General features: G+C 63.8%; 23 protein-coding genes and 1 riboswitch. Of the genes, 13 read left to right on the top strand and 10 right to left on the bottom strand.

The features are described 5' to 3' along the window. Window positions 1-6 precede the first annotated feature (6 nt). Window positions 7-1,485: a D-alanyl-D-alanine carboxypeptidase/D-alanyl-D-alanine endopeptidase gene (gene dacB, locus ACZ0AV_RS04725; protein ID WP_499149967.1), complete on the bottom strand. Its 1,479-nt coding sequence runs from the start codon at window positions 1,483-1,485 to the stop codon at window positions 7-9. Between the two features lie 203 nt (window positions 1,486-1,688). Between dacB and ACZ0AV_RS04720 the strand changes: the two genes are divergently transcribed. Beyond that, a complete protein-coding gene (locus ACZ0AV_RS04720; protein ID WP_499149966.1) occupies window positions 1,689-2,033 on the top strand; it encodes a YggL family protein in 345 nt (114 codons plus the stop codon). Window positions 2,034-2,065: 32 nt separating this feature from the next. Here the strand turns inward: ACZ0AV_RS04720 and ACZ0AV_RS04715 are convergent, their stop codons facing one another. From ACZ0AV_RS04715 to ACZ0AV_RS04685, 7 genes are all read right to left on the bottom strand, one after another. Next, window positions 2,066-3,781: a PDC sensor domain-containing protein gene (locus ACZ0AV_RS04715; protein ID WP_499149965.1), complete on the bottom strand. Its 1,716-nt coding sequence runs from the start codon at window positions 3,779-3,781 to the stop codon at window positions 2,066-2,068. 94 nt (window positions 3,782-3,875) lie between these two features. After that, a complete protein-coding gene (locus tag ACZ0AV_RS04710) occupies window positions 3,876-4,973 on the bottom strand; it encodes an FUSC family protein (RefSeq protein WP_499149964.1) in 1,098 nt (365 codons plus the stop codon). Between the two features lie 2 nt (window positions 4,974-4,975). Next, window positions 4,976-6,307, bottom strand: a complete 1,332-nt coding sequence (locus ACZ0AV_RS04705; RefSeq protein ID WP_499149963.1) for a deoxyguanosinetriphosphate triphosphohydrolase — start codon at window positions 6,305-6,307, stop codon at window positions 4,976-4,978. A 129-nt stretch (window positions 6,308-6,436) separates the two neighbouring features. After that, window positions 6,437-7,597: an EAL domain-containing protein gene (locus ACZ0AV_RS04700; protein ID WP_499149962.1), complete on the bottom strand. Its 1,161-nt coding sequence runs from the start codon at window positions 7,595-7,597 to the stop codon at window positions 6,437-6,439. Between the two features lie 82 nt (window positions 7,598-7,679). Further along, on the bottom strand, window positions 7,680-8,021 hold the full coding sequence (locus ACZ0AV_RS04695) for a hypothetical protein (RefSeq protein WP_499149961.1): 342 nt from the start codon (window positions 8,019-8,021) through the stop codon (window positions 7,680-7,682). Next, window positions 8,018-8,404 (bottom strand): phage holin family protein, encoded by a 387-nt coding sequence (locus ACZ0AV_RS04690; RefSeq protein ID WP_499149960.1) that lies wholly within the window; start codon window positions 8,402-8,404, stop codon window positions 8,018-8,020. Before ACZ0AV_RS04690 ends, ACZ0AV_RS04695 begins: the two co-directional genes overlap by 4 nt. Before the next feature lie 12 nt (window positions 8,405-8,416). Then, window positions 8,417-8,746, bottom strand: coding sequence for an ElaB/YgaM/YqjD family protein (locus ACZ0AV_RS04685; RefSeq protein ID WP_131179119.1), 330 nt, complete (start codon window positions 8,744-8,746; stop codon window positions 8,417-8,419). A gap of 368 nt (window positions 8,747-9,114) precedes the next feature. Between ACZ0AV_RS04685 and ACZ0AV_RS04680 the strand changes: the two genes are divergently transcribed. From ACZ0AV_RS04680 to ACZ0AV_RS04665, 4 genes are all read left to right on the top strand, one after another. Next, complete coding sequence (locus ACZ0AV_RS04680; RefSeq protein WP_499149959.1) at window positions 9,115-10,323, top strand: ammonium transporter; 1,209 nt, start codon at window positions 9,115-9,117, stop codon at window positions 10,321-10,323. Between the two features lie 111 nt (window positions 10,324-10,434). Continuing rightward, entirely contained in the window at window positions 10,435-11,553 is a 1,119-nt protein-coding gene (locus tag ACZ0AV_RS04675) for a DUF5610 domain-containing protein (RefSeq protein WP_499149958.1), read from the top strand. Window positions 11,554-11,606: 53 nt separating this feature from the next. Then, window positions 11,607-11,843: a glutaredoxin family protein gene (locus ACZ0AV_RS04670; protein ID WP_499149957.1), complete on the top strand. Its 237-nt coding sequence runs from the start codon at window positions 11,607-11,609 to the stop codon at window positions 11,841-11,843. A gap of 81 nt (window positions 11,844-11,924) precedes the next feature. Beyond that, window positions 11,925-12,812: a chemotaxis protein gene (locus ACZ0AV_RS04665; protein WP_499149956.1), complete on the top strand. Its 888-nt coding sequence runs from the start codon at window positions 11,925-11,927 to the stop codon at window positions 12,810-12,812. 28 nt (window positions 12,813-12,840) lie between these two features. Here the strand turns inward: ACZ0AV_RS04665 and ACZ0AV_RS04660 are convergent, their stop codons facing one another. Beyond that, complete coding sequence (locus ACZ0AV_RS04660; protein ID WP_499153294.1) at window positions 12,841-13,377, bottom strand: SprT family zinc-dependent metalloprotease; 537 nt, start codon at window positions 13,375-13,377, stop codon at window positions 12,841-12,843. Between the two features lie 43 nt (window positions 13,378-13,420). Continuing rightward, window positions 13,421-13,999 (bottom strand): DNA-J related domain-containing protein, encoded by a 579-nt coding sequence (locus tag ACZ0AV_RS04655; protein WP_499149955.1) that lies wholly within the window; start codon window positions 13,997-13,999, stop codon window positions 13,421-13,423. A gap of 155 nt (window positions 14,000-14,154) precedes the next feature. Between ACZ0AV_RS04655 and ttcA the strand changes: the two genes are divergently transcribed. The 8 genes from ttcA to bluB all read left to right on the top strand — a co-directional run bounded on the left by ttcA (window position 14,155) and on the right by bluB (window position 21,111). Further along, window positions 14,155-14,979, top strand: a complete 825-nt coding sequence (ttcA, locus tag ACZ0AV_RS04650; RefSeq protein WP_499149954.1) for a tRNA 2-thiocytidine(32) synthetase TtcA — start codon at window positions 14,155-14,157, stop codon at window positions 14,977-14,979. A 20-nt stretch (window positions 14,980-14,999) separates the two neighbouring features. Next, window positions 15,000-15,719, top strand: a complete 720-nt coding sequence (locus ACZ0AV_RS04645; RefSeq protein WP_499149953.1) for a DNA-3-methyladenine glycosylase I — start codon at window positions 15,000-15,002, stop codon at window positions 15,717-15,719. Further along, window positions 15,719-16,507, top strand: coding sequence for an NAD-dependent deacylase (locus ACZ0AV_RS04640; protein ID WP_499149952.1), 789 nt, complete (start codon window positions 15,719-15,721; stop codon window positions 16,505-16,507). Before ACZ0AV_RS04645 ends, ACZ0AV_RS04640 begins: the two co-directional genes overlap by 1 nt. A gap of 45 nt (window positions 16,508-16,552) precedes the next feature. After that, window positions 16,553-17,185, top strand: a complete 633-nt coding sequence (locus ACZ0AV_RS04635; RefSeq protein WP_499149951.1) for a C40 family peptidase — start codon at window positions 16,553-16,555, stop codon at window positions 17,183-17,185. 136 nt (window positions 17,186-17,321) lie between these two features. Beyond that, window positions 17,322-17,849 (top strand): C40 family peptidase, encoded by a 528-nt coding sequence (locus ACZ0AV_RS04630; protein ID WP_499149950.1) that lies wholly within the window; start codon window positions 17,322-17,324, stop codon window positions 17,847-17,849. 271 nt (window positions 17,850-18,120) lie between these two features. Next, a riboswitch (cobalamin riboswitch) is annotated at window positions 18,121-18,353 on the top strand. A gap of 144 nt (window positions 18,354-18,497) precedes the next feature. Next, window positions 18,498-19,124, top strand: coding sequence for a cob(I)yrinic acid a,c-diamide adenosyltransferase (gene cobO, locus ACZ0AV_RS04625; protein ID WP_499149949.1), 627 nt, complete (start codon window positions 18,498-18,500; stop codon window positions 19,122-19,124). Window positions 19,125-19,132: 8 nt separating this feature from the next. Next, a complete protein-coding gene (locus ACZ0AV_RS04620) occupies window positions 19,133-20,449 on the top strand; it encodes a cobyrinic acid a,c-diamide synthase CobB (RefSeq protein WP_499153293.1) in 1,317 nt (438 codons plus the stop codon). After that, the gene (gene bluB, locus ACZ0AV_RS04615; protein WP_499149948.1) at window positions 20,446-21,111 is read left to right on the top strand and encodes a 5,6-dimethylbenzimidazole synthase; all 666 of its coding nucleotides are present in this window, start codon (window positions 20,446-20,448) and stop codon (window positions 21,109-21,111) included. Before ACZ0AV_RS04620 ends, bluB begins: the two co-directional genes overlap by 4 nt. The last annotated feature ends 3 nt before the right edge of the window (window positions 21,112-21,114 follow it).

Below are 21,114 nucleotides of genomic sequence, written 5' to 3'. Positions count from 1 at the left end.
TGATCGCTACCTGGCAGCGCTTTTGGGCTGCTTGTAGAGGTCGAGCAGGACCTGGTCGAGGATCGATGAGGCACCCCAGGGTTTCGAGTCGTTGAGGATCGCCACCACGGCCCAGCTGTTGCCGTTGCTGTCACGGCTGAAGCCGGCGATGGCTCGCACGTTGTTCAGGGTGCCCGTCTTGATGTGGGCCTGGCCGGCCATCGGCGTATTGCGCAGGCGCTTGCGCATGGTGCCGTCCAGCGCGACCAGCGGCATCGAGCTGATGAACTCGGCAGCGTAAGGGCTGTTCCAGGCGGCTTCGAGGATACGCCCCATTTCCCGTGCGCTGATGCGCTCGGCACGCGACAGGCCGGAACCGTTCTCCATGACCAGTTGCGGTGCAGTGATGCCCTTGCGTGCCAGCCAGGCGCGAATCATCCGCTGCGCGGCGTGCGCGTCGTCTACGTCCGCGCTGGTGCGGTTCTGCGCGCCGATGCTGAGGAACAGCTGACGGGCCATGGTGTTGTTACTGTACTTGTTGATGTCGCGGATGATTTCCACCAGGTCCGGCGAAAAGGCCCGGGCCAGCAGGGTCGCGCTCTTCGGCACCTCGGCCTGGCGGTTGCCGCCCATGATGCTGCCACCGAGCTCCTGGAAGATCGCGCGCACCGCGCCGGCGGCATAACCCGGGTGGTCAAGCAGCGAGAGATAGGTCTGGGCGCTGCAACCGTCCATCAACTGGCCAGTGACGATTACCCGGGTGCCGTCGAACTCCTTCACCGGGTTGTAGCGCACGTCCGGCCAGGCCGGGCACTTGCCGGCCTTGAGCACCTTGACCTGGTTGTCCAGGGTCAGGCCCGCCAGTGGCGGTTCGGCGGCAACGGTGACCTTGCCGTTCTCGGCGCGCGCAATGAAGCGCAGCGCCTTGAGGTTGACCAGCAGCGAGTCGGGTTTTACCAGGTAGGGTTTGTTGGCGTCGCCGCCGTCGTCATTGAAGGCCGGCAGGTCCGGCTGCACAAAGTGGCTGCGATCGAGCACCAGATCGCCCGTTACCTGGCGCACGCCGTTGGCGCGCAGGTCGCGCAGCAGCAGCCAGAGCTTCTCCATGTTGAGCTTGGGGTCACCGCCACCCTTGAGGTACAGGTTGCCGTTGAGCACGCCATCCTTCAGTTGCCCGTCGGTATAGAACTCGGTTTTCCACTGGTAGGTCGGGCCGAGTATTTCCAGCGCGGCGAAGGTGGTCAGCAGCTTCATGGTCGAGGCCGGGTTCACCGACACATCGGCGTTGAACAGCGTGCCGGTGCCCGGGCCGGTCAGCGGCAGGGTCACCACGGACAGCGATTGCTGGCTGATCTTGTTGGTCTTGAGGCTCTTGACCACCGCTTCGGGAAGCGTGGCACTGGTCGCCGCGTAAGCGGGCAGGGCGGCAGGCAGTACCAGGCAGGCAAGTACCAGAGGGCGGAGGATGCGCAGCCTCCCTACGGCAGGTACAACGGAAAATCGCATTACGAGCTCCCACAGCGGTTTGGGACAATGTCGCGCATTATGCCCCATGGCCGCGCCGCCAGGGCCGTGATTGCGGGATTTTGTAGCCGTGCTCGCCGCCGACCGTCGCCCGGTCCTGCCGGCGTTTTTTCGTCGGCTGGCGGGCATCCCGGCCGCTAAGCTGGTAGAGTGCCGCGCGTTATCACTCTGAAGGATTTTTACCCATGGCTACCAATCGTTCCCGTCGTCTGCGCAAGAAACTCTGTGTGGACGAATTTCAGGAGCTGGGTTTCGAGCTGAACCTGAACTTCAAGGAAGACCTGAGCGACAAAGCCGTCGATGCCTTCCTCGATGCGTTCCTGAGCGACGCCATGACCGCCAATGGTCTGGGCTACGTCGGCGGTGACGACTACGGTCTGGTATGCCTGGCCAAGCGTGGCTCGGTCAGCGAAGAGCAGCGTGCCGCTGTCGAAGCCTGGCTCAAGAGCCGCTCCGAGCTGGTCGATTTCACCGTCAGCCCACTGCTCGACGTCTGGTATCCGGAAAACGAGATCAACTCGGCTTCCTGATTCCTGCAAAGGCCTCGTCAGAGGCCTTTTTTCTACCGGGTCTCGTCCTGACGACTCGCCAGATGCCGCCCGGCAATCGTCGCCACCGCCTCGCTGAATGCCACGCACTGTTCGCTGCGGATCCCGGCTTCGCCGTCCAGCCGTTCGCCTTGCAGCAGCACCAGCAGACCAAGCAGCTCGGCGCCTGGGGCACGCAGGGCAATGGCCAGCAGGTTCACCCGTGGCGTGCCCAGCTCGTTGAGCAACGGCTGAAAGTCGCCCGCCTTGTCGAAGCCCAGTGAAACCGATGCGCGTCCGCTCGCCAGGGCCTCGCGCAGCCAGGCTGGCTGCTCGCCGTCTTCCAGCGCCTGGTCCGCCAGGTCACGGCTGCGTATGCGTGGGGCGTCCGTTTCGAGCACCAGCACCCGCGGTTGCAGGTGGCGGCCCTCGAGCAGGTAGACGATGCCCGCCTGGGCCTGCACGGCGTGCAGGGTCTGTCGAACGATTGCGCTCAGCAGGGCATCGAGGCTCGGCTGCCGGCCCAACTCGGCGATGACTGCCTGGTAGCGCGTCAGGGCAAGGTTGGTCTGATCCAGGGTGCGAGCCAGCGCATCCACTTCCAGCACCGAGAAGCGCAGGCCATCGGCAGCGAAATCGAAGCGCGCCATGGCCCTGGCGCGGTCCTGGAGTGCGGCGAGCGGGCGGGTGATGCAGCGCGACAGCAGCCAGGCGATGGGGAGGCACAGGAGCAGGGTGGTGAGGGTTATCAGCGCTCCTTGCCAGCGAATCCGGTAGGCGTCGGCGAGCAGCTCGTCTTCGGGTACCAGCAAGGCCAGGTACAGGCCGTCGGGCCCGCCTTCGCTGACGTGGTGGCGCGAAACCACCCAACGGCGCTTGGCCAGCGTTTCGACACGTTGCTGGTTGTCGCCCGGTTTCAGTTCGTCGAACGCATCGGCCAGTTCCGGCAGCAGCTCGGCCACCGGCTTGAGGCGCGGTTCCGGCTCCCTGATCAATAGGCGTTGCGGGTCCGGGTAGGCGATGGTCAGGCCCCTGGCATCGAACAGTACCACCTCGCTGCTCGGTGTGACCTGGTGCTTGACCAGGGTGCTGGAGAGCGCTTCCAGCGTAAGGTCGGCGGCGATCACTACCTGTGCGCCTACGGCACGGGCCAGGGTGGTGCCGATCACCCCGGAGGAAAAAAACACATAAGGCGTGGTGGTGGCCGTGTCCGGCTGGCTGCGGGCACGGCTGTACCAGTCGCGAAGCCGCGGGTCGAAAGTCTGCTGGCCCAGCGGGCGCCGTTCGAGGAGGTTGAGGGCGTCGTCGAAGAACAGGTATTCACCTGGGCGGCCGACACCTGCCTGTTCGATCGACCAGACCTGCAATGTGGCACCTGGCGGTGCCTGGAACTGCTGATGAAGGGCCTGGCTGCGCAGGGTACGGACCATGAAGAAGCCGCCATCCTGATAGCCGAGGTAAAGCGCGGCGAGCCTGGAATTGTCGCGCAATGCCCGTGCAAAGGGCGCCAGCATGGGCAGCCTGGCCTGCAGGTCGGCACCCTGGATACCCTCGGCGAAGGCCAGCACGCCGAGCAGGTGATCGATGGGCTGGTAGGTGGCGCTGATGTCGTGCTGCACATCCTGTTGGATGTGTTCGAACAGCGTGGCGCTGCTGGAAAAGATGATCGCGGTGGTCTGGCGGTATGTGAACAGGCCCAGTACGCCACCGGCAAGCAGCAGCGTCAGCACGAACAGCACGCTGATATGCACGTGCAGGGGGAGCCTTCGTCTGCGGCAAGTACTGCCTGGCATCGCGCGTCACTCCCCGTTTTGCGTCATTCAAGGGGGCAGCATAGTCAAGCGTTCAAGGCTCTGTCGACTCGGATGAAGGCACTTTGTCATTATTGTGCAGTGCTCGCTGTTTTGCCGCAGTGCGGGTCTCCAGCCACTGCTGCAGGCCATGCATCAGCAGGGCGATGAACAGGGCGAGGAGAATGCCGAGGGTGACGTTGAACAGGCGCACCTGGGGGAGGTGCCAGTCCCTGGCCAGGCTCTCGGCGAGCAGCACGAAACACACGGTGGTCTGCAACACGAAAAGGCCGTAATTGTGGGCCTGCAGCGCGCGGCTGACGGTGATCAGCGGGAGCATGATGGCGACCATCAGCGGCGGGCTCTGCAGGCTATTGCCAAACAGGATCAACAGCCCGGCGGCGCTCAGGCTGGCCATGCTCGCCTGCAGCGCGTGCACCAGGCTGCCCCTGAATTCCAGCTGCAAGGTGGTGACCACCGCCAACGTCAGCCAGTAGCCGCGTTGCAGATGCGCCAGGTTGACGATCAGGCCGGCCAGCGAGACGGCGAGCGTGCAGCCCAGGGCGTACAGCCACCACTGTTGGCGCGACTGGCGCCCGGCATGGCGACGCAGCACCCTGAGCAGGCTGACCAGGCGCGGCATGTAGGGCCACATGCGCAGGCCGTGCACGCCACGTAGGCCAAACGCCAGGAGCATGACCCAGAGCCCGCCGAGAATGAACAACATGGCAATGGCGTAGGGGTTGTTCAGGCTGCTGCTGCCGTACTGGCCCTGTCCCAGGCACAGGCACACGGTAAGCCCTATTCCCAGTTTGCCGGCTTCGGTGCCGTAGCGCTGCAGCCAGGCCAGCAGCAGGCCAAAGCCGGCGAACAGTGACAGGCTGATCAGCGGGTGGGTCGCCGACCAGAAGCCAAGGCCCGCGCTGCAGGCGCCCAGCCCGGTGAGCAGCAGCATGCGCAGCATGCCGAAACGGTGCAAGGGGTTGGCCTGGGCAGCCTGAAAGGCACCTACCGAGGCCCACAGGAACCCGGGGTGTGCGCTGAACAGGCCCAGCAGCAGCGGCAGGGCACAACCCAGCCCGGCCACCACGGCCGGGCCCCAGGCCGGCGGCCCGGCATGCCAGCTGAACAGCTGCCGCACGACTTGGCGCATGCTCAGACCGGGCTCGAACGACCGGTCATTTCGCGCGCCATCTCGGTGGCGTAGCTGTCGGTCATGCCGGCGATGAAGTCGATCATGCGCAGGAAAGAACGGTACAGCGGCCATTGCGGATCCGGTGCGTTATGGCCGAGCAGGTCGAGGATGCGGCGGTTCTTGAACGATGGCGTGCGCCCGCCGTGCTGCTCCAGCGCCGCGCCGCAGAAAGCGTTGAGGAGGATTTCCAGCGTGGTGTAGGCGCCGATCTCATGCAGCGTCTTGCGCTTGTCCTGAAAGATCTTTTCCCGCGCCATTGCCTTGGCGGCCTGTACGCAATCCTTGGCAGGGCCGTGCATGTGCTCGACCAGATCGCCTTCCAGGGTGCCAGCCAGGAGAGCGGACTGCTGCTCCACGAACGCGTGGGCTGCAGAGTTGGTCAGGTGCTCGATGGCCTTGCCACGCAGGATCGCCAGCTTGCGCCGACGCGAGTCGTTGGCACCCAGTTGGCGGTAGGTTTCCGGAAGGTCGTCACCCACCAGATCGAGCAGCAGCGCCTCCACTTCGGCGTAGTCGAGCAGCTCCATTTCCAGGCCGTCCTCGAGGTCGATCAAGCCATAGCAGATGTCGTCTGCCGCTTCCATCAGATACACCAGCGGGTGGCGCGCCCAGCGCTGTTCCTCGAGTTGCGGCAGGCCGAGCTTGCTGGCGATCTGCTCGAGCAGCGGCAGCTCGCTCTGGTAGCAGCCGAACTTGTGCTTCTTGTAACCCAGCGCCTCGGCGTGACGGGAGGTCCACGGGTACTTGAGATAGGCGCCGAGGGTCGCATAGGTCAGCCGCGTACCGCCGTCGAACTGGTGGTACTCCAGCTGGGTGAGCACGCGAAAGCCCTGTGCATTGCCTTCGAAACTGAGAAAGTCGCCACGCTCGGCTTCGCTCATGGCGTCCAGCCAGCCACGCCCGGCGGCCTGCTGGAACCAGTGGCGGATGGCGTCTTCACCGGAGTGGCCGAATGGCGGGTTGCCGATGTCGTGGGCCAGGCAGGAGGATTGCACCACCATGCCCAGATCGCTCGGTTCGCACCAGGCCGGCAGCTCGCTGCGCAGCATTTCGCCAACACGCATGCCTAGCGAGCGGCCGACGCAGCTGACTTCCAGCGAATGGGTGAGGCGCGTGTGGATGTGGTCGTTGCTGGATACCGGGTGCACCTGGGTCTTGCGGCCCAGGCGGCGGAATGCGCCGGAGAAGATGATCCGGTCATGGTCCTTGTGGAACGGGCTGCGGCCCAGCTCATCGGCGCTGGGCGCCGGTTTGCCGAGGCGTTCACGGGTGAGCAGGGTTTGCCAGTCCAAGCGTGCTTCCTTTGCCGGAGACGATGGCGAGGCCCTCGTCGGTCAGGTGCGTGCACGGCCCGCGGCCGCGCGTGTGCGAATTGCCCGTTAGCTTCCCTGTTCGCCGGAGCAACTGCAAGGCTACATCCACTAAAGTCCATGGGCATCGATGTCCACCAGCAGCAGGCGGGTACCGTTGTCGATGAATTGCCCGGCGGTGAGGCAGTACTGGTTGCTGGTGGCATCACGGTAAGTGCTGGACAGGATCAGGCGGCGTTCGTCCCAGCCTTCGGCGAGCAGCTGATAGAAGTACGGGCGCCACGACCAGTTGTGGCCCAGGTAGCGACTGTCGGCCTGCCAGGCACCGTCGCGCCACTCCAGGTTGGGAGTGATTTGCGTGCCGTGGCGATCGCACTGGTACAGGCGCAACAGCCAGGGGTACGCAGTCGGCGCCGGCATCGCGGTCGGCGTAGCGCTTTCGAGAGTGGCCTTGAGCTGTGCGAACAGCTCGGCGAGTCGCTTGCGCACGTCCACGAGGCGAGCGCGCTCGGCCAGCTTCTGTTGCACGTACAGGTCGCGCAGGCTGGCGAAGCGCTTCACGAAGGCATCGTTGGGGAAAAACTCCAACTCTGGCTGGGCAAACAGGTAGCCCTGCACGTAGCGAGCGCCACACTCGAGCGCGAAATCCAGTTCAGCATGGGTTTCCACGCCCTCGGCGATGATCCAGCAGCCGGTTTTCTCGGCCATCATGGCGAGTGCCTTGACCACCTCGCCGCTCGGTCCGCCACGGGCTGCTTCCTGAAACAGCCGCATGTCCAGCTTGAGGATGTCGGGTTGCAGGGCCAGTACGCGGTCGAGCTGCGAGTAACCGGCGCCAAAATCATCGATGGCCACGCGTGCGCCGGCCTCGCGGTAGCGTGCCACGACACCTGGCAAGCGCTGGCTCGCGCCACCCAGCTCGGTGATTTCGAACACCACCCGTGCCGGGTCGATGCCGCTACGCTCCAGTTGCTTGAGGCTGGGCAGCGCCTGACCGGGGCGCAGGCGACTGATCCAGCGCGGAGAAATATTCAGGCTCAGGAACCAGTGCGGCGGCGCTTCGTGAAACCGCGCCAGCGCCTGTTCTCGTACGCTGCGATCTAGGCGGCGCAGTGCCGTTGGTGGGGTCTTCGGATCCGCGAACAGCGGCCCGGCCGAATGCAGGTGGCCCTGGTCATCACGCAGCCTGGCCAAGGCCTCGACGCCGGCTATCTGACCGGTAGCGGTATCGATGAAAGGTTGGAAGACGGCGAGCGGTTGACCGTCGAGCACCGAACACATCCTTAGTAAAGAGAACGGTAGAGGCCGAGTAAGTGCGGCCAGAAACCGGAATCGCTAGCAAGAATGTGGCCAGTCAGCCGGGATCTGCCTCGTGCGATGGCTTTTTGCCTTCCGAGGCGGCCGATCGCTTGCGCAGGTTGGGAAAGGTTTCCAGGGCGATACGCAGCCAGCGGCGCCATTGGCCACCGCGCATGCCCAACAGCGTCAGCGCGAAAGCGCCCCCGGTGATCCACAGGGGCGCATTGCTGCTCTTGAGTTCCGTGCGCCAATGGTTGCCGAAATCCCGGGCTTTTTGCAGCGGCTCCAGGATGATCAGGGTCTCGTGGCGAATCTCTTGGCGGTGCATCTCCAGGCGCAGGCGCAGCATGGTCTTGCGCAGTTCCTGGGTGGATGCCTTTGACGATGAACGGCTCATGGCAGCAGTTGCTCCCGGTCTCGGGCCAGTTCTTCCAGGCTCGCGCTGAAGGGCGCAGGTGCGCTGCGCATGCGTTGCACCAGGCTGGCGGCGCAGGCGATCAGGCCTGCCGCATAGCACAGGCAGAGCAGGGCAATCACCCAGTAACGGTGACTGTCCCAGAAGGTGATCAATAGCGCAGCGGACAGGCCGATGATCAGCAACAGCCCGAATAAAACGCACAGACCCGTGAGCAGCAGCAAGGTGACGGTGCGCGCCTGCTGCTCGCGCAATTCCTCACTGAACAGGGCGACATGACCATGGACCAGCCCGAGCAGGGCACCGCCCAGGCGCCGCGGCGAAGGGCCGCGGCTGGAAGGTGCTGCTGTCTGGCTGTCATCCATGGGCTGTCCTGATCAACGTCGGCTAATGAGCATGCCGATGAGTATACCAATGCCGGCAGCGATGCCGATGGTCTGCCACGGATGCGTTTGCACGTAGTCTTCGGTCGCACCGACCGCTGCCTTGCCACGCAGGACCACTGATTCCTCGGTGTTTTTCAGCGTGGAACGCGCGCGGCCCAGGCTGTCACGGATTTGCGCACGCAGTTCTTCCGCCTGATCGCCAACCAGGCTGGCGGAGTGCTGCAGCAGGGTTTCGGTGTCGCGTACCAGCGCCTGGAACTCTTCGAGCAGTTCTTCTTTATTGGCAGGTGTAGCGGGGCGCGATGGAAGTGGGCGGGCCATAAATCGTTCTCCTGTAGGTGTGATGCGGTGTAAGGGTTCGAGTGGCCGTGGTTGGCCAGGTTCACTCTATCTGCGAATCGGCCTGCAATGGCCTTTGCAAGAGGGCATAGCGATTGCATCGGCACGGTGCGTCAGTGCCGCGAGTGCATGCTTATGGTGCTCGAGATGCAGGAATGGCAACACGCTGGTGCGCTATTAACCTATTGATAAAAAACACATAACCGCAAAAGACTTAATAAAGCCTGGCACCCATCCTGCGCCCGCGCGACCGAGCTGGGCGACGGATGATTCTATTCGTGCATCGTAATGGTGCCTTGTCTCGCTGCGATGTTCTTTTGTGGTGCTTTTTTTGCGGAGCCTCTGCCTCGATGGAAAACCTCAACAGTGCCGTGCAAACCCTGATTCACGGTTCCAATACGCTGTTCATCCTGATCGGCGCGATCATGGTGTTGGCCATGCATGCCGGCTTCGCATTTCTCGAAGTCGGTACGGTGCGGCAAAAAAACCAGGTCAACGCGCTGTCGAAGATTCTCTCCGACTTCGCCATCTCGGCCATCGCCTATTTCTTCGTCGGCTACTGGATCGCCTACGGCGTCACCTTCCTGCACCCGGCCAGCGTGCTGGTGGAGGGTAACGGCTACGCGCTGGTGAAGTTCTTTTTCCTGCTGACCTTCGCCGCGGCGATTCCGGCGATCATTTCCGGCGGGATTGCCGAGCGCGCCCGGTTCGGCCCGCAGTTGTGCGCCACGGCGCTGATCGTGGCGTTCGTCTACCCATTCTTCGAAGGCATGATCTGGAACGGCAACTTTGGTTTACAGGGTTGGCTGCAGGCGCAATTCGGCGCGCCATTCCATGATTTTGCCGGTTCTGTGGTGGTGCATGGCGTGGGTGGCTGGCTGGCGTTTACCGCTGTGCTGCTGCTGGGCCGCCGTGATGGCCGCTACCGCGATGGCCGGCTGGTCGCCATGGCGCCGTCGAGCATACCGTTTCTCGCCCTGGGCTCGTGGATTCTGATCATCGGCTGGTTCGGCTTCAACGTGATGAGCGCCCAGACGCTGGGCAGCATCAGCGGCCTGGTGGCGGTGAACACCTTGATGGCCATGGTCGGTGGCACCCTGGCGGCACTGCTGGTCGGTCGCAACGACCCAGGCTTCCTGCACAACGGCCCGCTGGCCGGTCTGGTGGCCATCTGTGCCGGTTCGGACCTCATGCACCCGGTCGGGGCGCTGGTCACCGGGGCAATTGCCGGCGCGCTGTTCGTCTGGGCGTTCACCGCGACCCAGGTGAAGTGGAAGATCGATGACGTGCTGGGCGTCTGGCCACTGCACGGCTTGTGCGGCGTATGGGGTGGTATCGCCTGTGGCATTTTCGGCCAGACGATGTGGGGCGGCCTTGGCGGTGTCAGTCTGGTCAGCCAACTGCTTGGCAGCGCCTTGGGTGTGGTGGTGGCGTTGACCGGCGGCTTCCTGGTGTATGGCTTGCTCAAGCTGGTCGTCGGCATCCGCCTGAGCCAGGAGGAGGAGTATTACGGCGCCGACCTGTCGATTCACAAGATCGGTGCGGTCAGCCAGGATTGAGGCGGCTGGCGAGTCGCTGGGCTCCTCTGGTCGAATGTGCGGCGGGCAGGCCTAAACTTTTGCCATGAGCTGCCGTCAACCTTGGACATGCTCCGCTTCCGGTGACTTGCCATGACTGTTTCCCTTCCGCTCTCGACACCCACGACCGGTCGTTCGCCGCAGCTTGGCGGGCAGACCACGATTCGCAACGCGGCCGATGCCCAGGTCGCGCTGTCCAACCGTCTCGCCGAGCGCCTGGGCTTGCCGCCGGGCTCGTTGACGGCCAAGCAGGACGACTTCTCCCCGGACAAGGTGGCGGATCGCGTGCTCGGCTTCATCGAGCAGCGGCTCAAGAGCGAAGCAGCCTCCGGCGCCGATCCGGAAAAACTGCAGAAGCTGCTTGACCAGGCGCGGTCTGGCGTCGAGAAGGGCTTCGACGAAGCACGCAAGATCCTCGATGGCATGGGGCTGCTCAAGGACAAGGTTGCCAGCGATATCGACGACACCTTCAAACGCATTCAGCAGGGCTTCGCCGGCCTCGACAAGCAGTACGGTGCCGCCCCTGCCGGCGGCACCGTCGCCGTGCCAGCCTCCAGTGACCGCTTCGCGGCAGTCGCGGAAAGTTTCGAGTTGGACATCACCACCCGTGACGGTGACCGCCTGCGGGTGTCCGTCGCGCAGGCCTCGGCAGCCTGGTCGCGCACCGAAGGCGCGAACAGCGAGTCTGGCAGCCTGCAGATCGGCGGCTGGCAGGTGCAGGTGGACGGCGACCTGGACGACGAGGAAAAGGCGGCACTGGATAAACTGTTCACCCAGGTGCAGGACCTGTCCAATTCCTTCTATTCCGGCGACATGGCCGGCGCTTTCGATCGCGCCATGTCGCTGGAAATGGACGGCTCGCAACTGGCATCCATGTCGCTGAGCCTGACGCAGACCAGCGTGCGTCAGGCCACCGATGCGTATGGTTCGGTGTCCAACCAGGGCGGCCAGTCGGCCAGTGCGGTCAATGGTGCCCTCACCGATTACGCCCAGGGCCTGCTCGATGCGCTGCGCACGGCCAATGAATGGGTCAGTGATGGCAAGGGGCTGATGCAGGATCTGCTCAAGGGTGGTTTCTCCCTTGACGAGCGCTTCGACAAGACGCGCCTGGACAAGGCCGAACAGCTCAACGACCGCTTGCTCGACGGCCTGCAGGGTGTACTGGATTCCACGCTGGCGCCCAAAGCCGGCGAGGGTGCCGCTGACGCCTGAGGGGCCTGTTCGAGGTGGTAGACTGGCGGCTTTCTCGTTGCGGAGGCTGATCCATGCTTCCTGAATGCCAGCTGTTGGGGACCCTCGGCTGTCACCTGTGTGAATACGCGGAGGCGGTATTGATGCCGTTCGTCGAACGCGGCCTGCTCGTCGAGCTGGTCGATATCGCCGAGCATGACGAGTGGCTGGAGCGCTACGCACTGCTGATTCCCGTGCTTGTACGCACCGACACCGGTGCGCAGTTGCCCTGGCCCTTCGATGCACCACAAGTGGCTGCCTTTCTAGGCTGAACGAGCACCCGAACAACCGCGAGCCTGGCGCAGTGCAGCCGGGCCGATACTACTTTTTTGCATGACTGGGGAGTTACATCAATGACCATGGTGCTGGGCGATTCGCTATCGCTGTTGCTGTTTCGTTTGCACAGTGGCCGGCTGCTGGGTATCAATCTGCTCAAGGTCAACGAGATCATTCCCTGCCCATCCCTGACCAAGATGCCCAGCCGTCACCCCCATGTGCGTGGCGTGGCAACCTTGCGTGGTTCGGCGCTGACGGTCATCGACCTGGCGCGTGCGATTGGCGAGCGCGGCGGTGGTGATAGCCAGGACGGTTGCCTGATCGTCACCGAGCTCAGCCGCTCGCGCCAGGGCCTGCACGTGCACAGCGTGGAACGCATCGTGCAGTGCTCGACCCGCGACGTGCGGCCGCCCCCTGCCGGGGCAGGCGTGCGGGCCTTCATCACTGGGGTGACGCAGATCGACGGTACCATCGTGCAGATTCTCGACATCGAGAAAGTGCTCCACGAAATCGCGCCTGCGCCTATCGAGGAAGTTGCCGAGCAACTGCTGAATCCGGCGGAGCGCCGGCTTCTGCAGGGGCGCCGGGTGCTGGTGGTCGACGACTCCCAGGTGGCCCTGCAGCAGACGCTGATCACCCTGCGCAAGCTAGATCTCGACTGTCAGGCCGTGCGCAGCGCCGCCGCCGCACTGGAGTTGTTGCATGCCCAGCACCAGCAGGGACAGCCGATCGAGGTGCTGGTGTCGGACATCGAAATGCCGGAGATGGATGGCTACAGCCTGGTGCAGCATATTCGCAAGGACGCCGTGCTGGGCGACACCTACGTGCTGCTGCACACCTCGCTGGACAGCACCATGAACACGGAAAAGGCGCGCGCAGTGGGTGCCAACGACGTGCTCACCAAATTCTCCAGTGTCGACCTCAGCAAGGCGCTGCTGCTCGCCTTCCAGCGTCTCGACGAATGAATCCGAGCGCCTCGCCTGTTGCGTCGCGCTACTCGGTGCGCTGCTCGCCGGTGAACTGCAGCGTGATCTTGCAGCGTCGACAGAAGTAGCGGCGGCCCTTGCCGACCAAGGCATGGCGCTGGGCTGAAAACGGGAATTCGCCTTGCGGGCACTGACAGCGGTAGATGAACCGGCTGACCTGCCGGCGCGTCACCGCATAGCTGTGGCAGCGATGCGGCGGCAGCTCGTAGACCCCGCGCATGATCAGTTGCCATTCCTCGCCGTGGGGTTGAATGCCCAGGCCGAAAAGCTGGTGGGCAACCAGGTGTGCGACTTCGTGAGGCACCGTCTGGCGCAGGAAGTCATCCTGATTGTCGCGGTACAGCTGTGGATTGAAGCGCAGCTTGTTTTCCGTGAGATGTGCCACGCCGGCCTTCTGGCCGCGCAGCTTGAAGCTCACTTCGGGGCGCCTGAAAGACCGTTTGAAGAAGTTTTCAGCCTGCTGATAACAGGCTTCGACGCGGGCGTGGATCTGCTCTGACATGGCTGTATCGGTGGCCGGGGATTGCCGGCGATTATGCCGCAGATCGATACGGCACGCAGCGCCCGTGGGCTGAGCGGCGCCCGGTTTAACGGTAGTAGCGTTGCAGGGTTTGCATGGCGTCGTTGATGCGTTGCAGACGCTGCGTGCTGCCACCGCGATCCGGGTGGTGCAGGCTTACCAGTTGGCGGTAGCGCTGCCTGATCGTCGACAGGTCGAGCTCGGCGCCATGGGCGTCCAGCTCGAGTACCGCCAGGGCGGCCTGTTTCTCTTCGCCCCCCTGCAGGCGTATCCAGAAATTGCCCAGCAAGGCGTGCACATCGTCTGCATCGGTATCGCGCAGCTGGTTCAGATCGAGGTAGTAGGCGCGCAACGGGTCGTTTTCGCCAAGGGCGTTTTCACCCGCCTGGTAGGGCAGCAGGCGAATGCACAGTGGAGTGATCTGCAGCACCGCCAGGCCTTGCGCATGCAACTGGTCACGCAGCGTATAAAGGGTATGGAAGAGCAGGAAGTGCGTGCGAAACAGCTCCAGGGGATCCGCGGGCAGGCGCTCATCCACGCCTTGCCAGCGGCTCAGGCGCAGCAGCAACTCGTACTCGGAAAGGCCTTGCGGGGCGGCTTTCAATAATTCGAGCAATTGCCCGGTGTGGTCGATTTCATCGTTCATCGGCTCACCTTAGTCGAAGGTGCGCGCGCTTGCACGGTGTGGCGCTCGCGACGTTTCACCCGGCCGGCGACGGTTGGCCGTTTTGTGGCTGGGGTGCGCCTCGTTTTCTGGGTAAACTGCGCGGCTTCAGTACTTCTAGCGGATTTTCACGCGCCATGGGCACCCTCTCGGTCAATCAGAATAAACTGCAAAAACGCCTGCGTCGCCAGGCCGGCGAAGCCATCGCCGATTTCAACATGATCGAAGAGGGCGACAAGGTCATGGTCTGCCTGTCCGGTGGCAAGGACAGCTACACCATGCTCGACATCCTGCTGTACCTGCAGAAGGTTGCGCCGATTCACTTCGAGATCGTCGCGGTGAACATGGACCAGAAGCAGCCGGGTTTCCCCGAGCACGTGCTGCCCGCGTATCTGGAGTCCATCGGCGTGCCTTACCACATCGTCGAGAAAGACACCTATTCGGTGGTCAAGGAGAAGATTCCGGAGGGCAAGACCACCTGCTCGCTGTGCTCGCGTCTGCGTCGCGGCACCCTGTATACCTTCGCCGACGAGATCGGGGCGACCAAGATGGCCCTCGGTCACCACCGAGACGACATTCTCGAGACCTTCTTCCTCAACATGTTCTACGGCGGCACCTTGAAGGCCATGCCGCCCAAGCTGCGTGCCGATGACGGCCGCAACGTGGTGATTCGCCCGCTGGCGTACTGCAACGAAGCGGACATCGAGGCCTACAGCACGCTCAAGGAATTCCCCATCATTCCGTGCAACCTCTGCGGCTCCCAGGAAAACCTGCAGCGCCAGGTGGTCAAGGAGATGCTGCGGGACTGGGAGCGCAAGTCGCCTGGCCGCACGGAAATCATGTTCCGTGCCCTGCAGAACGTGGTGCCCTCGCAACTGGCTGATCGCAATCTGTTCGACTTCGCCAGCCTGAAGATCGACGAGCAGGCCACGCCGCGATTTCTGAACGTGATGAACCTGTAATTCGAGGACTGGCCGTAACGATGCACGACTACCGATGGATGCATGAATACTGCGTCAACCGTTTCGGCTCGGTCGAGGCGTTAGAAGCGCGCCTGCCGCAGCCGGCATCCGACAAGAAACTGCGGGCTCTGAGCGATGATCGCTACCTGTCTATCATGAGCCTGCGCATTTTTCGCGCTGGGCTCAAGCACAGCCTGGTGGATGCCAAATGGCCGGCTTTCGAAGAGGTTTTTTTCGGTTTCGATCCTGAGAAGGTCGTGTTGATGGGCGGCGAGCGCCTCGAAAGGCTGATGCAGGACGCCCGTTTGATTCGCCACCTCGGTAAGCTCAAGAGCGTGCCGCGCAATGCGCAGTTCATTCTCGACGTGGAGCGCGGCGCATTGAGTGGTCCGGCCGCTGCGGTGAAAACCATCACGCCGAAGCCAGGCTTTGCCTTTGGTGCGCTGATTGCCGATTGGCCAGTGACCGATATCGTCGGCTTGTGGCATTGGTTGGCCAAGCAGGGTACGCAGCTTGGTGGCCTTTCGGCACCACGCTTTCTGCGCATGGTCGGCAAGGACACCTTCATTCCCACTGATGACATGGTCGCTGCGCTGAAAGCGCAGAAGATCGTCGACAAAGCGCCGACCAGCCAGCGGGATCGTGCGGCGGTGCAGGCAGCTTTCAACCAGTGGCATGAGCAGAGCGGGCGCCCGCTGTGCCAGCTGTCGGTGATGCTGGCGCACACGGTCAACCACTGATGCATGAGCATCTGCCGCGTATCGCATCGGCCATCGCCGAGGCGCGACGGATCCTGATCATCACCGGGGCAGGCCTGTCCGCCGACTCGGGTTTGCCGACGTATCGCGGGATCGGTGGGTTGTACAACGGCCACACCGAAGACGGGTTGCCAATCGAAGTGGCGCTGTCAGGCGACATGCTGCGACGCGACCCGGCGCTGTGCTGGAAGTACCTGGCGCAGCTTGGCGGCGCCTGCCTGGGCGGGCAGCCGAATGACGGCCATCGGGCGATTGCCGGGTTGCAGGCCCTGAAACCCGAGTGCTGGGTACTCACCCAGAACATCGATGGCTATCACCGACTTGCTGGCAGCCCGGCGCAGCGGTTGATCGAAATCCACGGCGAGCTGGCGCCGCTGTATTGCCAGCAGTGCGGTGCGGTGGATGAGCGACTGGCCGAGCACCTGCAGCAACCGTTGCCACCTTCATGCCGCGATTGCGGCGGCGTGTTGCGCCCGCCAGTGACGCTGTTCGGTGAAATGCTGCCGGAGCCTGCCGTCGAGCGGCTTTATACCGAAGTGGAGAAGGGTTTCGATCTGGTGATGAGCGTTGGCACCAGTGCGAGCTTTCCTTATATAAGGGAGCCACTGTTGCGCGCTCGTGCGGCGGGCAAGGTGACGGTGGAGGTCAATATGTCGCAGACGGACGTGAGCGATCTGGTTGACTTCAGGGTGGAGGAAAGGGCCTTAGATGTTTTCCCGGAACTACTGAGTCACATCACCGCTCATAATATTTGCAAATGGACCGGTTAGTAGGCATAGTCGCGGCTGTTAATTTTTCACGCCACGGTCGTGCCCATGCGCAAACGCTTCGCACCCCTCGTGCCTCTCGCACTTACCATGGTTCTCGCCGCCTGCGCCAACCATGCTCCACAATCCGAAATTGCCACGCCCGCCCAGGCTTCGATGCCTGCCAGGCCGGTTGTTGCAGCGCCCGTTGTAGATCGCAACGATGCACGCGAAGACGATGCAGCTGCCGAATTTGCCGATCACGCCCCCTACCAGTTGCCGCAGTTGGCTGACAGTGTTCTGGAAAAGGGCATGTCGCTGATCGGTACCCGTTATCGGTTTGGTGGCAGTTCGGTGAAAACCGGTTTCGACTGCAGTGGCTTCATCGGCTACCTGTTCCGTGAGGAGCTGGGCATGCAGCTGCCACGGTCCACCCGCGAAATGATCAACATCGATGCGCCGCTGGTCGAGCGCAAGGCACTGGAGCGTGGCGATCTGGTGTTCTTCAGCACCAACGGTCGCAATCGTGTCAGTCATGCCGGTATCTACCTGGGTGACAACCAATTCATCCATTCGTCGAGCAGCCGCAGCGGTGGCGTACGCATCGACAGCCTGGATGATCGTTACTGGAAGCGCACCTTCATAGAGGCCAAGCGGGTTCTGGCGCTGGCGCCTGCCGAGCACATGGCTTCCCAGCACTGAGCCAGGCGAATGCCCACTTTCGAAGGTGGGCAACATCCTCATAGTTTTCAAGCGACTGCGGCGTAAAGCTAAAGCTTGCACTGCAGTTGCGAACGGGGCAGAGTAGGGCGCATTCAGGCTCCAGGATCGTCCGTCCATGACTGCCACCGTCCGCATCGCCTTCCTGCTGCTTGCCGCGCTGCTCAGCGCCTGCTCCAGTCGTCCCCCCGTACCTGCCCCGCAGCCCGTGGTACTGGCGCCCGCGCCCGGCACCTATCAGGGCGGCGCTGACGACGTGCTGTTCCGGGCACTGGGGCTGGTAGGAACGCCTTACCGCTATGGCGGCAACACACCTGCCAGCGGCTTCGATTGCAGTGGCCTGATCGGTTTCGTGTACCGCGATGCGGCGGGCATTCAACTGCCTCGCTCAACCCGTGAGCTGATCAGCATGCGGGCACCGGTCGTCGGCCGTGAGGCCCTGCGCAGCGGCGACCTGGTGTTCTTCGCCACCAATGGTGGCCGCCAGGTGAGCCATGCCGGCATCTACGTTGGCGAAGGGCGTTTCGTGCATGCGCCGTCCTCTGGTGGCACGGTGCGTCTGGACAGTCTCGCCAACACCTACTGGCAGCGGACCTACATCGAAGCCAAGCGGGTCTTCCCCGTCGAGCTGGCCAGCCATCCCTGATGCTTCATTCGGCACCTGCCGCGCGTCGGCAGCCGGCTGTTGGCATCCGGTTGGCACGCAAGCCGAAAAAGACCGCATGAGGCTAACGCGTTCTGGCGCCGCCTGCAGGTGAGCCAGGCCCTTCATGTGTCGTGGCAGCCAGTGATTCGCCTGCATCGGCACGCCCCTCTTTGCCCGAACGCAATGGGCGCTCGATCCGTTGCCTGGCTCTGGCTCCTGGCATCGAACAGATTCTGCGTCTTCGATTGACGCTGACGTGACCAATCCTTAACCTTCCCGGCTTGCTTCAGGTGTCCCCGGTTTTGGCTGGGGGTGAAACTGGGAAGTCGGTGCGCCGCTGCCTCTGCAGGCGGGCAATGCCGACGCTGCCCCCGCAACGGTAAACGAGCCCAACCCCGCTTTTCGCCATCTGTATCGACGATACGTGAAGGCCGCGTGGGTGGCTGCGCCTAACCAGGCGTAGCGCTCGCAAGCCCGGAGACCGGCCTGTTGCTTTTTCCAGGGTTGCGCGGTGGGCGCGGCCGGCGCACGACCGACCCGGTCAGCTCCTGCCCGTTCCTGCGTGAATCCGTTTTCGTCCGGCATGAACCCTGTTCTGGCGGACCGTTTCACCTGCGTGGCCTGAAGGCCCGGCGCCGAGGAGCTGTCATGACCCCATCCGCAACCCGTGAATCCGCAGAGCGTGACGCCCGGCACAACGCCCGCATGGCGCGCAAGAAGGCGCTGATGGACGAGAAAATCGCCGGAGCCCAGAACGAATATGGGTTGCTGCTGGTGCACAGCGGCAATGGCAAGGGCAAGAGCAGCTCGGCTTTCGGCATGGTCGCCCGGGCGCTTGGGCATGGCCTCAAGGTCGGCGTGGTGCAGTTCATCAAGGGCGGCATGAGCACTGGCGAAGAGCAGTTCTTCCGACGCTTTCCCGACGAAGTCAGCTACCACGTGATGGGCGAGGGCTACACCTGGGACACCCAGGACCGCCAGCGCGATATCGAAAAAGCCGTTCAGGCCTGGGAAGTCGCCCGGCAACTGCTGAACGATCCGCAGATCGCCCTGGTGGTGCTGGACGAGCTGAACATCGCCCTCAAGCATGGCTACCTCGACCTGGACGTGGTACTGCGCGACATCGAGTCGCGGCCCGAGCTGCAGCATGTCGTGGCGACCGGCCGTGGCGCGCCGCCCGCGCTGCTGGAAGCCGCCGACACCGTCACCGAGATGACCCTGGTCAAGCACGCGTTCAAATCCGGCGTCAAAGCGCAGAAAGGCGTCGAGTTTTGACCAGCACCATGCCGACCGGCGAAGCGGATCAACGCGCAGCGCGCCATTGCCCGGCATTGCTGATCGCGGCGCCGGCCTCGGGGCAGGGCAAGACCACCGTCACCGCTGCCCTGGCGCGCCTGCACACGCGCCAGGGAAAGCGGGTGCGGGTGTTCAAGTGTGGCCCCGACTTTCTCGACCCCATGATTCTCTCCCGAGCCAGTGGCAACCCGGTGTATCAGCTGGACCTGTGGATGGTCGGCGAGGCCGAAAGCCGTCGTCTGCTGTGGGAAGCGGCCGGTGAGGCAGACCTGATTCTTATCGAAGGCGTGATGGGCCTTTTCGATGGCTCGCCATCCGCCGCCGACCTGGCACGTCGTTTCGGTGTACCGGTGCTGGGCGTGATCGACGGTTCGGCCATGGCGCAGACCTTTGGTGCACTGGCGGTCGGCCTGGCCAGCTATCAGCCCGATTTGCCGTTCTCCGGTGTGCTCGGCAACCGCGTCAATCCGGGCCGCCACAACGATCTGATTCGTGACAGCCTGCCTGCCTCGATCCACTGGTACGGTTCATTGCCGCGCAGCCCAGCGATCGAGTTGCCGAGCCGCCACTTGGGGCTGGTGCAGGCCGCCGAACTCGCCGACCTCGACGTGCGTCTGGACACCGCCGCCGACGCCCTCGCGCAGACGGCGACGGTAACCCTGCCGCCACCGGTGACGTTCTCAGCTCCTGCGGTAGCGCCGCTGGAGCCGCTGCTCGCCGGCGTGCGTATCGGCGTGGCGCGCGATGCCTCCTTTGCGTTCACCTACCAGGCCAACCTCGATTTGCTCGAGCAGATGGGCGCGAGCCTGGTGTTCTTCAGCCCGCTTACTGATCAGGCGTTGCCAGAGGTGGACAGCCTGTATCTGCCCGGCGGTTACCCCGAACTGCACCTGCAGGCGCTGGGCGCGAACCGCTCGATGATCGAGGCCATCAGCGCCCATCAGCGGGCCGGCAAGCCGATCCTCGCGGAATGCGGGGGCATGCTCTACCTGCTCGACTCGCTGAGCGACGTGGCCGGCGAGCGCGTCGAACTGGCGGGGCTGGTACCCGGCCAGGCGCAGATGCAGAAGCGCCTGGTCGCGCTCGCGCTGCAAGCGGTGAGGTTGCCGGAAGGGCTGTTGCGCGGGCACAGCTACCATCACTCGCGGCTCGAGTCTGACCTGCAACCGCTGGCTCGCGGTGAGTGCCCCAACGACAAGCCGGTATGTGAAGCGGTGTTTCGTCTTGGCCGGCTTACCGCCTCTTATATTCATTTCTACCTGCCCTCCAATCCCGCGGCAGCGGCGGCGCTGTTTCGGCCATGAGCGATCACGCCTTCAGCGCCGAGGAGCGTGCCGCGGTCTACCGGGCCATCGCCGAGCGCCGTGACATGCGCCACTTCAGCGGCGGCGAGGTGGCGCCCGAGCTGCTCGTCAAATTGCTCGAAGCCGCGCATCAGGCACCCAGCGTCGGGCTGATGCAGCCCTGGCGCTTCATTCGCATCGCCCGGCCGGCGCTGCGCGAAGAGATCTACCAGCTCGTCGAGACCGAGCGCCGGCTGACGGCCGAGGCACTGGGCGAGCGTTCGGACGCGTTCATGCAGCTCAAGGTCGAGGGCGTTCGCGACTGTGCCGAGGTGCTGGTCGCCGCCCTGATGGAGGGACGTGAGGCCCACGTTTTCGGCCGCCGCACCTTGCCGGAGATGGACATGGCATCGCTGTCGTGCGCCATTCAGAATCTCTGGCTGGCCGCCCGCGCCGAAGGCCTGGGCATGGGCTGGGTATCGCTGTTCGACCCCGTCGCCCTGGCCCGCTTGCTGGAGATGCCCCTCGGCGCCAAGCCTGTGGCCGTGCTGTGCCTGGGGCCGGTGCATGCGTTCTATCCGGCGCCGATGCTGGTCCAGGAAGGCTGGGCCGAGGTACGGCCCCTGCAGGAGCTGCTGTATGAAGATCGCTGGGCAGCCCATCACGGCAAGTCCGATGAATAGCGC

Source organism: Pseudomonas sp. AC532 (assembly GCF_979258965.1).
The sequence above is the reverse complement of the archived record's forward strand: the minus strand, read 5'-3'. Positions and strand labels throughout refer to the sequence as shown.